Source organism: Rhodovulum kholense, assembly GCF_003053725.1.
Taxonomy (GTDB): Bacteria; Pseudomonadota; Alphaproteobacteria; order Rhodobacterales; family Rhodobacteraceae; genus Rhodovulum; species Rhodovulum kholense.
The window spans coordinates 1-18,124 of the sequence record NZ_QAYC01000022.1; the positions used below are offsets into that span (position 1 = coordinate 1).

The window sequence follows — 18,124 nt, forward strand, 5'->3', positions numbered from 1 at the left end:
AAGCCCCGAAACAGGACCGACCTGACGGCGACCCAGCCTGGAGCGGTGGCGCCATGACCTTGGCCCGGGCCGCCCGCCAGCCGTGGCGAACGCCGCGGCGGAAGTCTCCGCTGCACGTCTCGAAAGGCGGGGCCGGCGCGCCCGACGATGCGTGCCTTTGTCCGACGCCGACAGCATGCTGTGGATACCGGCAGCATCACGCAGGCTGCCATTCGGCCGGTGCGGCCGACCCCGCGGCAGGCCAGTGAAGCGCATCCCGCAATCTGCGGGTAAGGCAGCGGACGGCCGGGACTTGATTCCGAAAGAGAATTTCCGGTTTCGCCGCCGTGCTCTCATGACACGGACGGTGGACTGGCCATATGGCATGTCTGGCGGTCCGCGGACCGGACGTCGCGTTCTAGGATCCGGGGCCATGGCTCGGATACGGCCGAGGGCATCGAAATGCCCGGTGCATTGGCCGCACAGGGGCAGCAAGCGATTTCGAGGATGAACTTGAGGTCCAGCTTCGAGGGCTGCCGGATCGCTGACTGTCGCAGATGGCGTGCGGCTTGGTGTTCATCCCGCCTTTGGTTCGTCCGATCAGGCGACCACGCTCCCCTTTTGGGCGGCCGTGCTGGTCGCCGTTCGATGGGCCTTGAGGTCTGTCGCGTCGAGCATCACGGTCTTCTCTTCGCCGTGTTCCGCCGCCAGCCCTCCCATCATCCGTGCGAAGGTCCTTTTTTCGCTCCATCGCTTCCAGCGGCTGTTAAGCGTTTCCAAGGCTTGCGCGGCCCCACCGCGACCACGGTCCTTTTCAACTGTGTGGACCATTGGCAGAAAGAGCATCTCGCCAGCGTAAGTCATTGCGGTTGGTGAAGAAAACCCCAATCAATACGCGCCTGCCGTCGACCTGCGGCTCACCATGAGACTTCAGAAAGAAACGGGCAGACGTGCCATCTGCGCGTCGGTCAGCCAGAAGAGATCGCTCATGTCACCTCTCCGTTATCGGAGTCGTGAGGTCATGCTGCGCGACCGAAATCAAAGCACCCTGACCCGAAACCGTTGCCTTCCCGTTGCGCGATTTGGTAGCGTCCGGGCAGGGAGGAAAGACCAATGAGCCATGAACCGGTTATGCCGGCGGTGACGGCCATAGAGTCCGTTCTGGTCGTTGACGATCACCCGCTCTATTCCGATGCATTGGCCGTCGCCCTTCGACATGCTTTTCCCGATGCCGAGATCCAGACGGCCACGACGCTCGCCGAGGGATTGGGGACGCTAGGCTCCGGGTTTCTGCCGGACCTTGTGATGCTTGATCTCAAGCTGCCAGATGTCGCGGGGATCAGTGGCTTTGCCCGGCTGCGCGAGCGACTGCCGCAGGTGCCGATTCTGGTGATTTCGGCGCTGACCTCGGTCGAGGTGGTGACGGCGCTGATGGACGGTGGTGCGGCCGGTTTCGTGCCCAAGGATGCCTCGATTGACGATCTCAGACTGGCCCTGGCCGAGATCCGCGCCGGCAACCGGTATCTGCCGCTGGCCTATCGCCGCGCCTGCAGGTCGGCGGCGCGCGCGCCGCGGGCTGCCAGCGCGCAGGAAATTGGCCGCCGCATTGCCGAACTGACGCCGCAGCAGGCCCGTATCATGCGGCTGATCTGCGCGGGCAAGCCCAACAAGCAGATTGCCTATGAGCTTTCGTTGGCCGAGGCCACCGTCAAGGCGCATATCACGGCGCTGTTGCGACGGCTTGGGGTGCAGAACCGGACCCAGGCGGCTGTGCTGATCGAAAGCGCCACGGTCGATGTCGGGGCGGGGTTCTCGGAGGCCGATGCGCGGTCCTTCCTCAGCCAGTAGCGTCCGGGATGGCGCCGCGCCGCGGCCGGACCCCGGTCCCGGGACCCCCGGCGTCGGCTTGTCGCGGTCGGCCGACCCGGCGCGTGCCGCGTCCGAGGCGGCAGCGCAGATCGACCGGACCCAGGCGCGCTTCGTGCTGGCCTTCATTCCCGACCGGCTGGCATGCGCGTCGCTGGCCGAGGCTCTGGCGCAGCAATTGCCGGGCCTGCCCGTTTTCGGATGCAGCTCGGCCGGGCAGATCACGCCCGAGGGCTATGAGGACGACGCGCTGCTGCTGCTGGCCTTTCCGCGCGCCCATTTCCGCTGTGCCACGCGACTGATCCGGCCACTCTCGCCGTTTTCGATCGAGGAGGTCTCGACCGAGGCCCGCCGTCTGGCCGCCCAATTTGCCCATAGCGCACGGTGGAACCGACTGGCGCTGATCTTCGCCGACGGCCTGTCCAAGCAGGAAGACCTGCTGGTCGCCGCGCTGGCGGCGGGGCTTGAGGACGTGCCGGTCTTCGGCGGGTCGGCCGCCGATGCGCTGCGGTTCCGGGAAACCGCGATCCTGCAGGACGGGGCGCTGCACCGCGATGCCGCCCTGCTGGTGCTGATCGAGACCGATCTGGAGTTCCGTGGCCTCGGCTTCGACCATTTTCTTCCGACCGAGCACCTGATGGTGGTGACCGAGGCCGTGCCCGAGGAACGGCTGGTGCTGGAACTGAACGGTGCGCCCGCGGCCGAGGAATACGCCCGGCTGGTCGGCTCCCCGGTCGAGGCGCTCAGCCCGCAGGTCTTTGCGGAACATCCGGTGCTGGTGCGCAACAATTCGATCTACCATGTCCGGGCGATCCAGAAGGTGACCGAGACCGGCGCGCTGTCCTTCCTGTCGGCAATCGATGACGGGCTCTTGCTGACGCTCGGACGCGGGCGCGAGATCCTGCGGACGCTTGAAGACGAACTTGCCGTGACCGATGCGGCGGGACGGGGGCCGGAGTTCATCCTGGGCTTCGACTGCTTCCTGCGAAAACTCGAGATCGGTCAGAAACAGCTGACCGCGCCGGCCTCCGAGATTCTGCGCCGCCACCGGGTGCTGGGCTTCAACACCTATGGCGAACAGCATTGCGGGGTGCATGTGAACCAGACCTTCGTGGGCGTCGCCTTCTTCGAGCCGCGCACCCGGGGTTTGGCATGATCGACCCGGACGCGCCGCCAAACGTCATCATCGCCCGGCAGGCGCGCATCATCGACGCTTTGATCCGGCGCAGCAACCGCCAGCACGACATGACCGGCAGCGCCTACGGTCTCTTCCAGTCGGCCGTCGCGCTGCAAGGGCAGGTCTGGGCCAAGACGCGCGATCTGGAACGGACCTCGACCGAGCTCGAGCGCGCCCGGGTCGACCGCGAAGAGACGCGCCTCAGGCTGAGCGAGGCGCTTGACGCGATGGAGGGCGGGTTCGCGCTGTTCCACGAGGGGCGGTTGCAGGTTTGCAACGACCTTTTCAGGTTCATCCTGCCCGATATCTCTGCCCGGATCCTGCCCGGTCTGACGGTCGAGGACTATTTCCGCGCGGTGCAGTCAAGCCGGGCGCTGGCCGATCCCGACCGCGCCTGCCGCGACCTGGCCGAGGCCATCACCCGGCGCACCGCCGAGGGCGCGAGCCTGACCTTCGTGCTGGAATTGCAGGGCGACCGCTGGTTCCAGATCGCGCGGCAGCGCACCCGGTCGGACAACCTGATCCTGACCCAGACCGAGATTACCGACATCGTCCGCAAGAACCGGATGGAAAAGGATCTGCTGATCGACATGCAGGCGCATTACCTTCAGGCCGCCTTCGATCACATGACGCTGGGGATCTGCACCTTTTCGCGAACGGGCGAGGTCACGATCCGGAACGGCCGGTTCCGCGAGCTTCTGGCGCTGCCCTACACACTGGTGCAGGACGGCACGACCTTCAGCCAGATTCTGCGCCACGTGAAGGAGAACCGCCTGGTCGCCGAGGCCGACATCGCCGATATCGACCTCTGGCTGACGCGGCTGCGGGCCGAGGGGCAGTTGCGCCGGCGCCTGCGCCACGCCAGCGGCCGGGTGCTGGACCTGCATGTGCATCTCTTGCCCGATCGGGGCTTTCTGGCCGACATCTCGGATGTGACGCTGGAATCGCGGGCGACCGAGGTGCTGGAAAAGCGGGTCGAGGAACGCACCTACGAGCTGACCGAGGCCAACCGGCGGCTGCGCGACCAGCATGCGGCGCAGACCCGGGTCGAGGAAGAACTGCGTCAGGCCAAGGCAGAACTCGAAGCCGCGATGAGTTCCAAGACGCGGTTCCTTGCCGCCGCGAGTCACGATCTGTTGCAACCGGTCAATGCCGCCAAGCTGATGATCTCGACACTGCGCGACACCGCGCGCGGCAGCGGGTTAGAGCCGATGGTCGAGCGGTTGCAGGGCTCGTTTGCCTCGATGGAGTCGCTTCTGCGGGCGCTGCTGGATCTGTCGCGGCTGGAAAGCACCGGGGCGGCGCTGACGCCGGGGCCGGTCTGTCTGGGGCCGATGATGCGGGCTCTGGGCGAGGATTACGCGATGGTCGCGGCCGAAAAGGGCATCCGGCTCGATGTGATCCCGGCCGCGCTCTGGGTCGAGAGCGATCCGCAATTCCTGATGCGGTCGCTGCAGAACCTCCTGGTGAACGCGATCCAGTATACCGAGACCGGCCGGGTTCTGGTCGGCTGCCGCCGCCGTCGCGGCCGGGCGCTTTTGCAGGTCTGGGATACCGGGATCGGCATTTCCAGCGAGGATCAGGCGCGGATTTTTGAGGAATTCACCCGGGCGGGCAACGCGCTGCCGGGCTCGGGCATGGGGCTGGGCCTGTCCATCGTCGAGCGGACCTGTCGGCATCTGGGCCATGATCTGAGCGTCCGGTCTGCACCCGGGGTGGGATCGGTCTTCTCGATCGCACTTGACCGGGTGGACCCGCCCGAGGAGGTCTGCCGGACGGGCTGCGACGAGCGGGCAGGCGGCGCGGGCGGCGGGATCGACGGGCTGATCGTTCTGGCGGTGGAGAATGACAGCGATGTGCTTTTCGCCATGACGCGCGCGCTCGAATCCTGGGGGGCGGGGGTGCTGGCCGCGCGCTCGACCGCCGAGGCGCTGGGCCTCGTGGCCGAGATCGGCATGGCCCCCGACCTGATCCTGGCCGACTATCAGCTCGACGGCGAGGATAATGGCGTCCTGGCCATCGACGCGCTGCGCCGCGCCGCGGGCGTGCGAGTTCCGGCGATCATGATCACCGCCGATGCCAGCGAGGACCTGCCGCGGATCGGGGCGGACCGGGGCTTTGCGGTGCTGAGAAAGCCCGTCGATCTGGTGCGGCTCCGGCCGCTGATCGGCCGGACCCTGCGGGAGGGCGCTCCGGTCATGGCCGACGAAAGTCTGGCGTGACAGGCAGGGCCGCGTGGGTAGGCTCGGTGGCAAAGGGAGGACAGGCGATGCGCAGCAGGATGGTGGGTCTTCTGGCCGGGCTTTTGCTGGCGGGGGCCGCAAGCGCGGTATCCGCGGCCGATACGGCGCCCGGCGAGGCCTATGACCTGATCTTCCGGACCGGCACGCTTGACGGGGCGTCCCGCGACGCGGGGCTGGTCTACCAGCGGTCCTTGCAGAACGAGGCCCTGCCGGACGAGGAGGCGGCCGAGACCGGAGAGGTGCGACTGATCTTTCCGCCCGGATCGCCCGATACGGCCGATCTGCGGCTGGTTCAGGGCGAGCGGTTTCGCGCCATCGGCAGCTTTCCGGCCAGGGTCGGCAACCCGGTCGCGATGTATTTCGTCGAGAGCGTGGTGCGCGACATGGCCCGGACCATGGGCGGCAGCCCGTTCTATATCCGCAACCGCCTGAAGGAGGCGCTGATGCGTCCGGCCGAGCGGCGCGCGGTGCAAGTGTCCTGGGGCGCGGGCGAGGTGGCCGCCGAGGTGGTGGTGCTGCATCCGTTCGAGGACGACCCGGCGCGCGCCCGGATGGGGGCCTTCGCCGATATGGAGATCGCGGTGACGGTGTCGGAGGCGGTGCCGGGCTGGTATCGCAGCCTTTCTGCGACGGCCCCTGGACCCTCGGGCGAGGTTTATGCCGCGCGGCTGACCCTGAGCGTGCCGGCCGCGGAGCCCGCGCGATGAGGCGGGCTGTGTTTCTTCTTGCGGCAGCGCTGGGCACCGGGGCGGCCGGGTCGGTGGCGGCCGAGGATGTGGCGGCCGCGCTTAACGACTATCCGACCGCAGTCCGGGCCGATTACGTCTTTGCCTGCATGGCGGTAAACGGGCAGGGGCGCGACGTGCTGCAGAAATGCGCCTGTTCGATCGACACCATCGCCTCGATCCTGCCTTACGAGGACTATGTCGAGGCCGAGACCGTGCTGTCGCTGCAGCAGGTGGGGGGCGAGCGGATGTCGATGTTCCGGACCGCGCCTTCGGCCCGGGCCTTCGTGGCCGAGTTGCGCCGCGCCCAGGCCGAGGCCGAGATCGTCTGTTTCGAGTGAGGGCGGGGCTCCCGCCCCCGGCCTGCACGGGGCTTCGCCCCGCTTGTCCGGCGTTGGGCCGGGCCGCGCGCGAGGCGCGCGGCGCCTCCGGCGGGGGTATTGGGGCCAAGAAGAAGACGGGGGATCAGATCTGGCCGTCTTTGGGCAGGTCCTGTTCGAAGACATGGCCGTCGGTATCCTCGGCCCGGACATGCAGGCTGGCGGCGCCATTATCGGAATAGGAGAAGCGGAAGACCGGGTTTTCGCTGATCGAGATGCCGCCCTCGACGCGGAACAGAAGCTCGTCGCCCTGACGCACCTCGATCCGGTCGAGATAGAGCGGCGGGATGAAGAGCTGGGTCACCTGATCGCGTTGCAGGCCGGAATAGTTCGGGTGGCGGATCATGATCTGGGTCTCGCGCCGGGGCGTTGAAAGCGCGGGGGCTGTGTCGGCGAAGGGTTTGAGCCGCATCCGGCCGATATCGGCCAGCGCCAGATCGGGGCTCTTGCTGGCCGGGGCCGAGCAGCCCCCCGAGGCCTTGACGAAGCGGCCGTCCATGAAGAGGCCGGTTTCGGTATCGGCGATCACCCGGACGTTGGAATACTGGTTGACGCGCGCCCGAAGCTCGAGATCGAGCGGCGCCATGGCCGGGCCGAAGACGATGTCGGCGGCCAGCGGCATCGGGTTTTCGTCGATCACCAGGCGGGCGCGGGAGATATGCGCCTCGGGGTCGGTCTGGCGGATCCGGATCGGGACGGTGGCGGCGTCTTCGGCGCGGTAGGGCGCCTCGATCTCGAAGGGCGCGGGACCCTGGGCGAGGGGCGCGTCCTGGCCGAGGATCTGCGGCCGGATCTCGTCCCAGACCGGGCTTGCGGTCAGCGGGTTGGCGCGGAGGCTGTCTTCGGCGGCTGCGGGCATGGCGGCCAGCGCGGCCAGCGCCGTGGCGATGACGGTCTTCATGGGAACCTCCCTTTTCCGCATGAGATGCCGTTGAGGATGCCATAGCGGCAGGGTTCTGCCCATCGGCCAATGGTCGGTGTCGATCACGGTTGCGGGATCGGGCAGGGTCGGTGCCGGAGGCCCATCGGCAGGGAGGGGGCATGTTCGAGGCGGTCATGACGTTGTGTCTGGCGCTGTCGCGCGAGGTCTGCCGCGAGGTGGTGCTGCCCGGGATCTGGGCGGCCGGGGACAAGGAGTGCCGCGCGGCGCTGGCGTCAGCGCCCGGGGCGTTTCCGGGGCTTGTGGCGGAGGGGCCGCCGCGCTGCCGGGAGGCGGGGCCCGCGCTGGCCTTCGACGAGATCGCGCCGGGGGTGCTGGTGCATCGCGGTCAGGTGGCCGAGGCCGATGGGGACAACCTTGGCGACATTTCCAATATCGCGGTGGTGATCGGCACGCGCTCGGTTGCGGTGATCGACAGCGGATCGGCGCGTTGGATCGGCGAGGCGGCCTGGCGGGCGATCCGAGCGCGGACCGCGCTGCTGGTCAGCCATGTGATCCTGACCCATGTGCATCCCGATCACGTCTTCGGGGCCACGGCGCTGACCGAGGCCGGGGCCGAGGTGGTGGCCCATCAGGGGCTGGCGCGCGCGCTGGCCGACCGGCAGGCGGGGTATCTCGAGAGTCTCGGCCGGCTGATCGGGTCTGCCGCGCTGATCGGCACCGCCCCGCCGCCGGTCGACCGCGCGGTTTCCGGCGAGGCCGAGATCGACCTTGGCGGGCGGGTGTTGCGGCTTCGGGCCTGGCCGCCCGCCCATAGCGGCACCGACCTCACCGTTCTCGACAGCGCAAGCGGCATCCTTTTCGCGGGCGATCTGGTCTTCGACGATCATCTGCCCGCGCTCGACGGCACGGTGCGGGGCTGGGCCGCGGTGCTGGAGGAGATGGGGCAGGACGGCGCCGCCTTCGTCGTGCCCGGCCATGGCGGGCCGGTGCTGCCCTGGCCCGCGGGCGGGGCCGCGACCGCGCGCTATCTGGAGGTTCTGGCGCGGGATGCGCGGGCGGCGGTCGCGACAGGCGAACGGTTGGGCGACGCGATCGGCCACATCGCCGGGGAAGAACGCGGGCACTGGCGCCTGTTCGACGCCTTCAACCCCCGGAATGCCACGGTGGCCTTCACCGAGATGGAGTGGGAGTGACCGCAGCCGCCTGCAGCATCTGCGCGATGGCATAAAGCCGCTTTTCCAGCAGCACCGGCGTTTCGCAGACATAAGTCAGCGATTTCTGCCGGTCGGTATAGATGCGTTCGTCCCAGGCGATCTGTTCCTCGAGACTGTCGGCGCGGTCGTAGTCCGGCGGGTCGGCCTCCATCGCTGCGTCCATCTCGGCGCGCGCCGCGTCGATCCGTTCGGCAAGGGCGGTCTGTTTCAGCGCGTAGGATTGGATCCCCTTCATGATGGTGCGGCGCTGGGCGGCGAGCCGGTCGAAGCTGGCCTGGAACAAAAGCCCCATAAGGTCGGGCCCGGCCGCCTGCGCGGCTGCGAAATCGGCGACCCGGGGGCCGAGGTCTTCAAGCGAGAGCCGCCGGAGCGCGAGCCGGGCGGCAAGATCGGTCACGGCCGAGCGGGTGTCGGGGTCGAGGGCGGCGAGCCCCTCGGGGTCGATCGGTTCGGGCCACATCAGGCCCGGCGAAAGCCGGTCGACCTTGCGCTGGATGCAGGGCCAGGTCGGGTCCGAGAAATCGGCCGCCGCCGCGGGCAGCGTGCCTGCCAGCGCGCACAGCGCCACCGCCATCGTCGCAATGGTCCGCATGTCAGATCCTCCCGTGAGGAACTTTATCGGACCCGCGTCGCCTGTCCACCGGGTCGCATACCAACCAAGGTCGCAATTGCCGGTGGAAGGGGGGGCTTTCATACTCGTAACATAAGAGAATTCTAAGAACCGTCTCCGGAGGAACTATCCCATGAGAACCCGTGCCGCCGTGGCCTTTCAGGCGGGCAAGCCGCTTGAAGTGACCGAGGTCGAACTGGACGGCCCCCGCGAGGGCGAGGTCCTGGTCGAGATCAAGGCGACCGGCATCTGCCATACCGACGAATTCACCCTTTCGGGCGCCGACCCGGAGGGGCTTTTCCCGGCGATCCTCGGCCATGAGGGCGCGGGCGTGGTGGTCGAGGTCGGCCCCGGCGTGAAAAGCGTCAAGCCGGGCGATCACGTGATCCCGCTTTACACGCCCGAATGCCGCGAATGCGACTATTGCCTCAATCCCAAGACCAATCTCTGTCAGTCGATCCGCACGACCCAGGGCCAGGGGCTGATGCCCGACGGCACCTCGCGCTTTCGCACGCTCGATGGCGACCCGATCCTGCATTACATGGGCTGTTCGACCTTCTCGAACTACACCGTGCTGCCCGAGATCGCGGTGGCGAAGATCCGCGAGGATGCGCCCTTCGACAAGGTCTGCTATATCGGCTGCGGCGTGACCACCGGCGTCGGCGCGGTCGTCAACACCGCCAAGGCCGAACCCGGCTGCCGGGCGGTGGTCTTCGGGCTGGGCGGGATCGGGCTGAACGTGATCCAGGGCCTGCGGATGATCGGCGCCGACCAGATCGTGGGGGTCGATCTGAACCCCTCGAAGAAGGCCATGGCCGAACGCTTCGGGATGACCGATTTCGTCAACCCCTCCGAGGTCGAGGGCGATCTGGTGCCCTATCTCGTGAACCTCACCAAGGGCGGGGCCGATTACAGCTTCGACTGCACCGGCAACGTCAAGGTGATGCGCACCGCCCTGGAATGCGCCCACAAGGGCTGGGGCGAGTCGATCATCATCGGCGTGGCGCCGGCGGGGGCCGAAATCTCGACCCGGCCGTTCCAGCTGGTCACCGGGCGCACGTGGAAGGGCACCGCCTTCGGCGGCGCGCGCGGCCGCACCGACGTGCCGAAGATCGTCGAGTGGTACATGCAGGGCAAGATCGAGATCGACCCGCTGATTACCCACACGCTCAGCCTCGACGAGATCAACAAGGGCTTCGACCTGATGCATTCGGGCGAGAGCATCCGCAGCGTGGTCCTGTACTGAGGCCGCTCGGGATGGATGTGGTCACCCAGAACAGATGCTTCGACGGGGTGCAGATGGTCTGCACCCACCCGTCCGAGGTCTGCGGCACCGACATGACCTTCGCGGTCTACCTGCCGCCCCAGAGCGGGATCGGCCCGGTGCCGGTGCTGTGGTATCTGTCGGGGCTGACCTGCACCCATGAGAACGCGATGACCAAGGGCGGCTTTCAGGAACATGCCGCCGCCCATGGTCTGGCCGTGGTCTTCCCCGACACCTCGCCGCGCGGCGACGGTGTCGCCGATGACGAGGCCTACGATCTGGGCCAGGGCGCGGGATTCTACGTGAACGCCACCCGCGCGCCCTGGGCCACGCATTACCGGATGTACGATTATGTGCTGACCGAATTGCGCGATCTGGTGATGGACCAGTTCCCGCTGGCCGACCGCCACGGGATTACCGGGCATTCGATGGGCGGGCATGGCGCGCTGACGCTGGCGCTGCGCAACCAGGACCGGTTCGACTCGGTTTCGGCCTTCGCGCCGATCGCCAATCCGACCCAGTCCGACTGGGGCCGCAAGCAGTTGAGCGCCTATCTCGGCGATGACGAATCCGCCTGGGCATGCTACGATTCGAGCATTCTTCTTGAGGAATACGGCTGGAAGGACGCCATCCTGATCGACCAGGGCGCGGGCGACCAGTTTCTCGATCTGCTGCGCCCCGAGGCGCTGGCGGGCGTTCTGGCCCGCCGCCGGCAGGCGGGGCTCGTCCGGATGCAGCCGGGCTATGACCACAGTTACTATTTCGTCGCCAGTTTCGCAGGCGAGCATGTCGCCTGGCATGCCGACCGGCTGCACCGGCCGCAAAGCTGACGGACCAGAGGGAGGAACCGGCCATGACAGGAGGGGATCGCAGCACGGGACGGCGCGCGGCCCCCGGCTCTGGTCGGCCTGCCTCTCTCGCCGCCGTCGCCGTCGATGACGGACCCGCAGCCGCCCTGACCCGGCGGCGGCGCCGGTCCCGGACCATTTCAGCAGAGGAGGGCAACGCCTGACATTTCCGAACGTGGCGTCGGAGGGAGGACCAAGACACCCGATCGCCGCGCATTCCGGTTTCGAAACGCCAGGACGCTGAGCCCGTCACGCGGCCGAGGCCGGAACAAGGACAAGACCAACGCAAGGGAGTTGAACATGAGAACGATCTACGCCTTGACGTCTGTGATCGCCCTCTCGACGGGGACGGCGGCGCTGGCCAACGAAGCGCTGCAGCAGATGATGGACGACCCGACCCAATGGGCGATCCAGATGGGGGACTACTCGAACCACCGCTATTCCGAGCTCGATCAGATCAACGCCGACAACGTGGGCGATCTGAAGGTGGCCTGGACCTTCTCGACCGGGGTCCTGCGCGGCCATGAGGGCTCGCCGCTGGTGATCGGCGACACGATGTACGTGCATACGCCCTTCCCCAACATCGTCTATGCGCTTGATCTGAACGACAATGGCCGCATCAAGTGGCGCTACGAGCCCAAGCAGGATACCAGCGTCATTCCGGTGATGTGCTGCGATACCGTCAACCGCGGCGTGGCCTTTGCCGACGGCAAGATCATCCTGCATCAGGCCGATACCACCGTCGTGGCGCTCGACGCCAATACCGGCGAGGTTCTGTGGTCGGTCAAGAACGGCGATCCCGAGAAGGGCGAGACCAACACCGCCACGGTGCTGCCGGTCAAGAACAAGGTACTGGTCGGCATCTCGGGCGGCGAGTTCGGGGTTCGCGGCTCGGTCACGGCCTATAACCTGGAAACCGGCGAGCGGGAATGGCGTGCCTATTCGATGGGCCCGGACAGCGACACACTGATGGACCCCGAGAAGACCACCATGCTGGGCAAGCCGGTCGGCGTCGATTCCGGCACCGCGACCTGGGAAGGCGACCAGTGGAAGATCGGCGGCGGCACCACCTGGGGCTGGTATTCCTACGACCCCGAGCTGAACCTCGTCTATTACGGCACCGGCAACCCCTCGACCTGGAACCCCAGCCAGCGCCCGGGCGACAACCGCTGGTCGATGACCATCATGGCCCGCGATCCCGATACCGGAATGGCGAAATGGGTCTATCAGATGACGCCGCATGACGAATGGGACTTCGACGGCGTCAACGAGATGATCCTGACCGATCAGGAAATCGACGGGCAGATGCGCAAGCTGCTGACCCATTTCGACCGGAACGGCCTGGCCTACACGCTTGACCGCGAAAGCGGCGAGTTGCTGGTGGCCGAGAAATACGATCCGGCGGTGAACTGGACCACCGGCGTCGACATGGACCCGAATTCCGACACCTATGGCCGCCCGGCCGTGGTGGCGGAATATTCGACCTCGCAGAACGGCGAGGACGAGAACACCACCGGCATCTGCCCGGCGGCGCTGGGCACCAAGGACCAGCAGCCCTCGTCCTATTCGCCCAAGACCGGGCTCTTCTACGTGCCGACCAACCATGTCTGCATGGATTACGAACCGTTCCGCGTCAGCTACACCGCCGGCCAGCCCTATGTCGGCGCCACGCTGTCGATGTATCCCGCACCCGACAGCCATGGCGGCATGGGCAACTTCATCGCCTGGGACAACATCAAGGGCGAGATCAAGTGGTCGATCCCGGAACAGTTCTCGGTCTGGTCGGGGGCGATGGCCACGGCGGGCGACATCGTCTTCTACGGCACGCTCGAAGGCTATCTGAAGGCGGTCCGGGCCGATACCGGCGAAGAGCTTTACCGCTTCAAGACGCCCTCGGGCATCATCGGCAACGTGATGAGCTATGAACATGGCGGCAAGCAGTATGTCGCGGTGCTGTCGGGGGTCGGCGGCTGGGCCGGGATCGGGCTCGCGGCGGGGCTGACCAACCCCAATGACGGGCTCGGCGCGGTGGGCGGCTATGCGGCGCTCAGCGACTACACCGCACTTGGCGGCCAGCTGACCGTGTTCACCCTGCCGGATTGATCCGGCAGCGCTTGCCACAGGGACCGGCGCTGCCATGCATGCGCTTCGGGCGCGCCGGTCCCGACGATAACAGAACAGGGTGCGAAGATGACGAAGATGAAACGCCTGCTTCTCGCGGGCCTTGTGACCGGGATCGCCAGTGCGGGCGCCGCGACCGACAATGCGGCGCAGGAGGCCCGCGGCGACAGTGCCGCCGTCACCGAAGAGAACGGCCGCTATTTCACCGCAGACGGGATTCCCACCTACAAGGTGGCGGCCGACGGCACGGTCGACTGGATGACCTATTCGGGCTTCCGGCGCTACCATTCGGAATGCCATGTCTGCCATGGCCCCGACGGCATGGGCTCGACCTATGCGCCGCCGCTGAAGGATGCGGTCGAGCAGATGGATTATTACGATTTCGTGTATACCGTCTCGAACGGGCGCGAGAATGTCGATGTCTCGCATCAGAAGGTGATGCCCTCCTTCGGGCACAACAAGAACGTGATGTGCTATCTCGACGACATCTACGTCTATCTCAAGGCGCGCGGCGACGGCGCGATCCCGCGCGGCCGACCGGCCAAGAAAGAGGCGAAATCCGATGTCATCGCCGAGGACGTGAATGCCTGCATGGGCTGACATTTTCGCGGCAGCGTCCTGCGCGGCCCTGCTTTGCTCCCTGGCGGGCGCCGGGCAGGCGCAAACCTCGGACCTGGTCTCGAAGACCGCGTTCCGGGTTTGCGCCGATCCGGCCAATCTGCCGGTGTCGGACGATCAGGGCGAAGGCTACGAAAACCGGCTGGCCGACCTCTTCGCCCGCGAGCTGGGGCTGCCGGTGGACTACACCTGGTATCCGATGGCGACCGGGTTCATCCGCAACACGCTTCGGGCCAATCGTTGCGATGTCGTGATGGGCTATGCCCAGGGCGACGAGATGGTGCTGAACACCAACCATTACCTGACCTCGTCCTATGTGCTGGTGGTGCCGCGCGCGGGGCCGCTGGCCGGGGTCGAGACGCTGTCTGACCCCGCGCTGCAGGGCCGCCGGATCGGCATCGTCGCGGGCAGCCCGCCCGCCACCCATCTGGCGCGCGCCGGGCTGATCGGCAGTGCGCATTCCTATCCGCTGATGGTCGACCGGCGCTATGAATCCCCCGCCGAGGACATGCTGAACGATCTTGCATCGGGCGAGACGGCGGCGGCGATCCTCTGGGGACCGATCGGCGGGCCTCTGGTCAAGGCGGGCTATCCCGGGCTGAAGGCGGTGCCGCTGATCCATGAAGAGCTGCCGCCCCGGATGGTCTACCGCATCACCATGGGCGTCCGCCCCGGCGAGAAGGTCTGGCAGCGCAAGCTGAATTCGCTGATCCGCCGCAATCAGGGCGAGATCGACGCGATCCTGCGCGAGGCCGGGGTGCCGCTTCTCAACGACATGGGAACGGCGGTTCTGGACGCAAGCCAGTGAGACGCGGCGCGGCCGCTGTCCTGCTGGCTGCGCTGGCCCTGCCCGCGCTGGCAGGCGTGCGGGAACCGTCCGGCTACAGGATGGACGACTACCGCGCGCCGGTGCCCGACACGCTGCAAGGCGCCCGTGTGGTTGGCCCCGAAGAGGCGCATGCGCTTTGGGCCTCGGGCGAGGCGGTCTTCGTCGATGTGCTGCCGCGCGCGCCCCGGCCCGCGAACCTGCCCGAAGGCGCGTTCTGGCGCGACCGCCCGCGGCTCTCGATCCCCGGCGCGGTCTGGTTTCCGAATGCCGGCTATGGCGCCATCGCCCCGGTGACCGAGACCTGGTTTCGCGACGGGCTGCGCGCGGCCACCGGCGGCGACAGCGCCCGGCCGCTGGTCTTCTTCTGTCTCGACGCCTGCTGGATGAGCTGGAACGCCGCGAAACGGGCGCAATCCTACGGCCATACCCAAGTGATCTGGTTTCCCGAGGGCTCCGATGGCTGGACCTTCATGGATTACCCGGTCGAGGCGCTGACCGCTGCGCCGGGCGAGCCCGTCACGCAGTGACCGCCCCCCTCAATAGCCCGGGAAATCTTTCCCCGCATGGGTGATCGTGCCCTCGGTATCGGTCATGGTCGCCTCGGCGTGCCGGGTGCCCGCGGGGACGTTCAGCCCGATCTCGGGGTTTTCCGACAGCGAGATCGATCCGGTGAGCGCAGCGTAAGGCTGGCCGTCAAGTTCGACCTCCAGCCGTTCGACGTAGCGCATCGGAATGAACAGAAGCGTCACCTGATCGCGTTGCAGCCCCGAGAGGCTCGGATGGCGTATGCCGATCCCCAGCCGCGCCTCCGGCCCGGCATGGGCGAGCGCGGCCAGCCGCCCGGCGGCGCCAAGGGGCGTCATCTCGAGGCTCATCTCGCCCAGCCGGGCCAGCGCTGCCTCGGGGTCGGTGCCGGGCGGCGCGGCGCAGGCGCCTTGGCCCGAGGTCTTGACGAAGCCTTCGGCCAGATAGACCTCGCCATCGGCGGTTTCGGCCAGCACATGCAGGGGTGTCGGTCCGTTGATGCGGAAGGTGACGTCGAAGGCCAGCCGGGGTTCGGGCCGGGCCAGCTCCAGCACCGCCGAGACCGGCATCGGGTTCTCGTCAAGAACGACCGTGACGCGTGCGATCAGCCGCCCGCCCGGGGCTTCGGCCTCGATCCCGATCACGGTGCGGGCGTCGTTCTCGGTGCGGTAGGGGCTGGCGATCCGGATCGCCTCGCCCGCGGGCAGGGGCGTGCGACCCTCCAGCAGCATCGGCGCGATGGCATCCCAAGCGGTCTCGGCGGTCTGGGCCGGGACGGGCGCCGCGGCCAGCAGAAGGCACAGCAGGATCGGGCGCATCAGGGAGCCTTTGCGACAAAGCGCCCGAAGGCGCGGGGGCCGTCGCCGGTTTCGATCTCGCCGGTGGCGGTCAGGGTTTCGGCGTCGATCAGGCTGACGCTGTTGGAAAACCAGTTGGCCACGACGACGGTGCGGCCGTCGCCCGTGCTGTCGATGCCCTCGGGGTATTCGCCGACCGCGATTTCGGCCAGGGGCGCCAGCGTGGCAAGGTCGATGACGCTGACCGTATCGGCATACTGGTTGGTGACGAAGGCGCGCCCGGCCGCGAAGGCCACCCCATAGGGGCGGGCGCCGACCGGCAGCGTCGCGAGGACCTTGCCCGCTTCGGGGTCGAGGACGCTGACATCGTCCGAGCCGACATTGCCGGCGAAAAGCCGCCCGTCGGGGGCAAAGCCCAGCCCGAAGGGGCGGCTGCCGACCGGGATACGGGCGTGAAGCCCCAGTGTCGCCAGATCGAAGACCGAGACCTGGTCGGCATCGCGGTCGGCCGAGGCAAGCCAGCGCCCGTCGGGCGAGACCGCAAGCCCGGCGGGCGCGCTGCCCGTGACAAGCTCGGTCGCGACCGTCATCGCGGCCCCGTCGACCGCCCAGATCCGGGCATTGTACCAGTCCGACACGAAAACCCGTCCGCCCGCCACGGCAACGCCCATCGGCCCGCCCTCGAGCGCAAGCCGCCCGGTCTCGGCGCCCGCCGGATCGAACCGGCGCAGCGTCTTGCCCTCGGGCGAGACGACGAAGACCGCGCCGGGCGCCACGGCCACCCCGGCTGGCTTGCCGGGCACGTCGATCCGGGCGCGTTCGGTCCCGGCCGCGAGATCGAGGATCGACAGCCCGTTGCCGTTCTGCACCGTGACATAGGCCAGATCCTCCGCCGCGGCCGGGACGGCGAGGGCCAGCAGGGCCGCAAGGGCGGCAAGGGGCCTAGGGCGCGCCAAACCGCGCGACCAGCGCATCGAGCCCCGCCTGATAGACCGCCGAGACGGCGGCGATGGCGGCCTCGTCGTTCAGCTCGGGCGGCGGGTCGTTGTTGGGATAGCCGCGGTAGAAGGCACCGCGCCATTCGACCTCGGACCCGCCGCCCTCGCGCGGCTTGACCGTCAGATGCGAGGAATAGTTGGTGACCGGCAGAACCTCGACCTTCACGTCGGTGATCCGGTAGGAATAGCTCATCTTGGTGGCGTCGTACTTGTAAAGCACCTCCGAGATCGTCGGCCCGTCGGCCGTGCCCAGATGCAGAACGCGGGTCGCGTCGATGGCATTGCCGCCCTCGCCGTCGGTGGTGGCGACAGCCGGATGCCAACTCATGTCCTGGAAATTGCCGATGGCGGCCCAGACCTCTTCGGGCGGGGCGGCCAGGTCTGTCGTCAGGGTGATCTTCTGGCGCGTCGGCCCATGGGCCAGTGCCATGGCGGGTATCAGGGCGACAAGGCCCGCCAGGGCCGCGCGTCTTGCGATGGATGTCACGAGTTTCCTCCCTCACTCTTTCCCGAAATAGTGGTTGTCCAGAATGTAGCGGATGCCGCGCAGCCAGGACTCGTCGGTGTTCGACCGGATATCGACCGACCGGCCCCGGACCATCCGGCCCTCGGGCAGCTCCAGCAGCACAAGATTCATCGACAGGATCAGGTTCGAGACCTTCTGGACCTCGCCCTCCAGCACATAGGCGGCGCCCAGCTTCCGCCCCATCCGCAGATCGCAGCCATAGCATTTCGCCGGGTTGACCGTGGCCTCCAGCTCGGCGGCGACCGGGGGCAGGTCCATCAGGGTGAAGCCCTCGGAGCGGAAGCGGCGCGCGACCTCGTCCCGCAGCAGGGCGAGCCGGGCCGTTTCGTCCTCGCGAGCGCCGAAATAGGCGCCCTCGGTCGAGGTATCGAGGAAGGCCAGCCCCAGAAAGGCCACGGGCCCCTTGCGGTCGAGCGGCGGCGCCTCGGGTGCCCCGGCATGCGCTGCGCCGAAGGGCAGGGCGGCAAGCAGGATGGTCAGGGCGAGGTGGCGCAGCATCGTCCCAGCTTAGGAAGGGCCGG

General features: G+C 67.8%; 18 protein-coding genes and 1 pseudogene. 12 read left to right on the forward strand and 7 right to left on the reverse strand.

The features are described 5' to 3' along the window. Positions 1–526: 526 nt before the first annotated feature. Positions 527–969 (reverse strand): annotated as a pseudogene (locus C8N38_RS18970) (transposase family protein); the annotation flags it as partial. Positions 970–1,110: 141 nt separating this feature from the next. Between C8N38_RS18970 and C8N38_RS18975 the strand changes: the two are divergent. Genes C8N38_RS18975 through C8N38_RS18995 form a run of 5 tightly spaced genes read left to right on the forward strand, consistent with a single transcriptional unit; the run spans position 1,111 to position 6,331 of the window. Continuing rightward, positions 1,111–1,827 carry a response regulator gene (locus C8N38_RS18975; protein ID WP_342750315.1) on the forward strand — a complete coding sequence of 239 codons (717 nt, stop codon included), beginning with the start codon at positions 1,111–1,113 and terminating at the stop codon, positions 1,825–1,827. A gap of 58 nt (positions 1,828–1,885) precedes the next feature. Next, positions 1,886–3,001 (forward strand): FIST N-terminal domain-containing protein, encoded by a 1,116-nt coding sequence (locus C8N38_RS18980; RefSeq protein ID WP_245895806.1) that lies wholly within the window; start codon positions 1,886–1,888, stop codon positions 2,999–3,001. After that, positions 2,998–5,244 (forward strand): ATP-binding response regulator, encoded by a 2,247-nt coding sequence (locus C8N38_RS18985; protein WP_108028709.1) that lies wholly within the window; start codon positions 2,998–3,000, stop codon positions 5,242–5,244. Before C8N38_RS18980 ends, C8N38_RS18985 begins: the two co-directional genes overlap by 4 nt. Before the next feature lie 47 nt (positions 5,245–5,291). Beyond that, a complete protein-coding gene (locus C8N38_RS18990; RefSeq protein WP_245895807.1) occupies positions 5,292–5,972 on the forward strand; it encodes a hypothetical protein in 681 nt (226 codons plus the stop codon). Further along, positions 5,969–6,331 (forward strand): hypothetical protein, encoded by a 363-nt coding sequence (locus C8N38_RS18995; RefSeq protein ID WP_108028710.1) that lies wholly within the window; start codon positions 5,969–5,971, stop codon positions 6,329–6,331. Before C8N38_RS18990 ends, C8N38_RS18995 begins: the two co-directional genes overlap by 4 nt. Before the next feature lie 124 nt (positions 6,332–6,455). Here C8N38_RS18995 and C8N38_RS19000 read toward each other — a convergent pair whose 3' ends face one another. Further along, entirely contained in the window at positions 6,456–7,271 is an 816-nt protein-coding gene (locus C8N38_RS19000; RefSeq protein ID WP_245895808.1) for a quinoprotein dehydrogenase-associated SoxYZ-like carrier, read from the reverse strand. Between the two features lie 140 nt (positions 7,272–7,411). Here C8N38_RS19000 and C8N38_RS19005 point away from each other — a divergent pair, with 140 nt between their 5' ends. Next, entirely contained in the window at positions 7,412–8,446 is a 1,035-nt protein-coding gene (locus C8N38_RS19005; RefSeq protein ID WP_108028711.1) for a quinoprotein relay system zinc metallohydrolase 2, read from the forward strand. Here the strand turns inward: C8N38_RS19005 and C8N38_RS19010 are convergent. Continuing rightward, complete coding sequence (locus C8N38_RS19010) at positions 8,424–9,059, reverse strand: hypothetical protein (RefSeq protein WP_108028712.1); 636 nt, start codon at positions 9,057–9,059, stop codon at positions 8,424–8,426. The two genes, C8N38_RS19005 and C8N38_RS19010, sit on opposite strands and share 23 nt — an antisense overlap. A gap of 151 nt (positions 9,060–9,210) precedes the next feature. On the opposite strand from C8N38_RS19010, the gene C8N38_RS19015 reads away from it, so the two are divergent. From C8N38_RS19015 to C8N38_RS19040, 6 genes are all read left to right on the forward strand, one after another. Beyond that, positions 9,211–10,323, forward strand: coding sequence for an S-(hydroxymethyl)glutathione dehydrogenase/class III alcohol dehydrogenase (locus tag C8N38_RS19015; RefSeq protein WP_108028713.1), 1,113 nt, complete (start codon positions 9,211–9,213; stop codon positions 10,321–10,323). A gap of 11 nt (positions 10,324–10,334) precedes the next feature. Continuing rightward, the gene (gene fghA, locus C8N38_RS19020) at positions 10,335–11,171 is read left to right on the forward strand and encodes an S-formylglutathione hydrolase (protein WP_108028714.1); all 837 of its coding nucleotides are present in this window, start codon (positions 10,335–10,337) and stop codon (positions 11,169–11,171) included. A 318-nt stretch (positions 11,172–11,489) separates the two neighbouring features. Continuing rightward, entirely contained in the window at positions 11,490–13,292 is a 1,803-nt protein-coding gene (gene xoxF5 / locus C8N38_RS19025) for a lanthanide-dependent methanol dehydrogenase XoxF5 (RefSeq protein WP_108028715.1), read from the forward strand. 96 nt (positions 13,293–13,388) lie between these two features. Continuing rightward, entirely contained in the window at positions 13,389–13,910 is a 522-nt protein-coding gene (locus C8N38_RS19030) for a c-type cytochrome, methanol metabolism-related (RefSeq protein WP_425440062.1), read from the forward strand. Further along, on the forward strand, positions 13,894–14,736 hold the full coding sequence (locus C8N38_RS19035) for a substrate-binding domain-containing protein (RefSeq protein ID WP_108028717.1): 843 nt from the start codon (positions 13,894–13,896) through the stop codon (positions 14,734–14,736). The genes C8N38_RS19030 and C8N38_RS19035 overlap by 17 nt, the downstream gene beginning before the upstream one ends. Next, entirely contained in the window at positions 14,733–15,284 is a 552-nt protein-coding gene (locus tag C8N38_RS19040) for a PQQ-dependent catabolism-associated CXXCW motif protein (RefSeq protein ID WP_108028718.1), read from the forward strand. Before C8N38_RS19035 ends, C8N38_RS19040 begins: the two co-directional genes overlap by 4 nt. Positions 15,285–15,293: 9 nt before the next feature. Here C8N38_RS19040 and C8N38_RS19045 read toward each other — a convergent pair whose 3' ends face one another. The 4 genes from C8N38_RS19045 to C8N38_RS19060 form a co-directional block, all read right to left on the reverse strand. Further along, positions 15,294–16,100 carry a quinoprotein dehydrogenase-associated SoxYZ-like carrier gene (locus tag C8N38_RS19045; protein WP_108028719.1) on the reverse strand — a complete coding sequence of 269 codons (807 nt, stop codon included), beginning with the start codon at positions 16,098–16,100 and terminating at the stop codon, positions 15,294–15,296. Further along, the gene (locus C8N38_RS19050) at positions 16,100–17,053 is read right to left on the reverse strand and encodes a YncE family protein (RefSeq protein ID WP_108028720.1); all 954 of its coding nucleotides are present in this window, start codon (positions 17,051–17,053) and stop codon (positions 16,100–16,102) included. Before C8N38_RS19050 ends, C8N38_RS19045 begins: the two co-directional genes overlap by 1 nt. Continuing rightward, positions 17,022–17,507: an SRPBCC family protein gene (locus C8N38_RS19055; protein ID WP_215731180.1), complete on the reverse strand. Its 486-nt coding sequence runs from the start codon at positions 17,505–17,507 to the stop codon at positions 17,022–17,024. Before C8N38_RS19055 ends, C8N38_RS19050 begins: the two co-directional genes overlap by 32 nt. Positions 17,508–17,576: 69 nt before the next feature. Beyond that, positions 17,577–18,101: a DUF3280 domain-containing protein gene (locus C8N38_RS19060; protein WP_108028721.1), complete on the reverse strand. Its 525-nt coding sequence runs from the start codon at positions 18,099–18,101 to the stop codon at positions 17,577–17,579. Between the last annotated feature and the right edge of the window lie 23 nt (positions 18,102–18,124).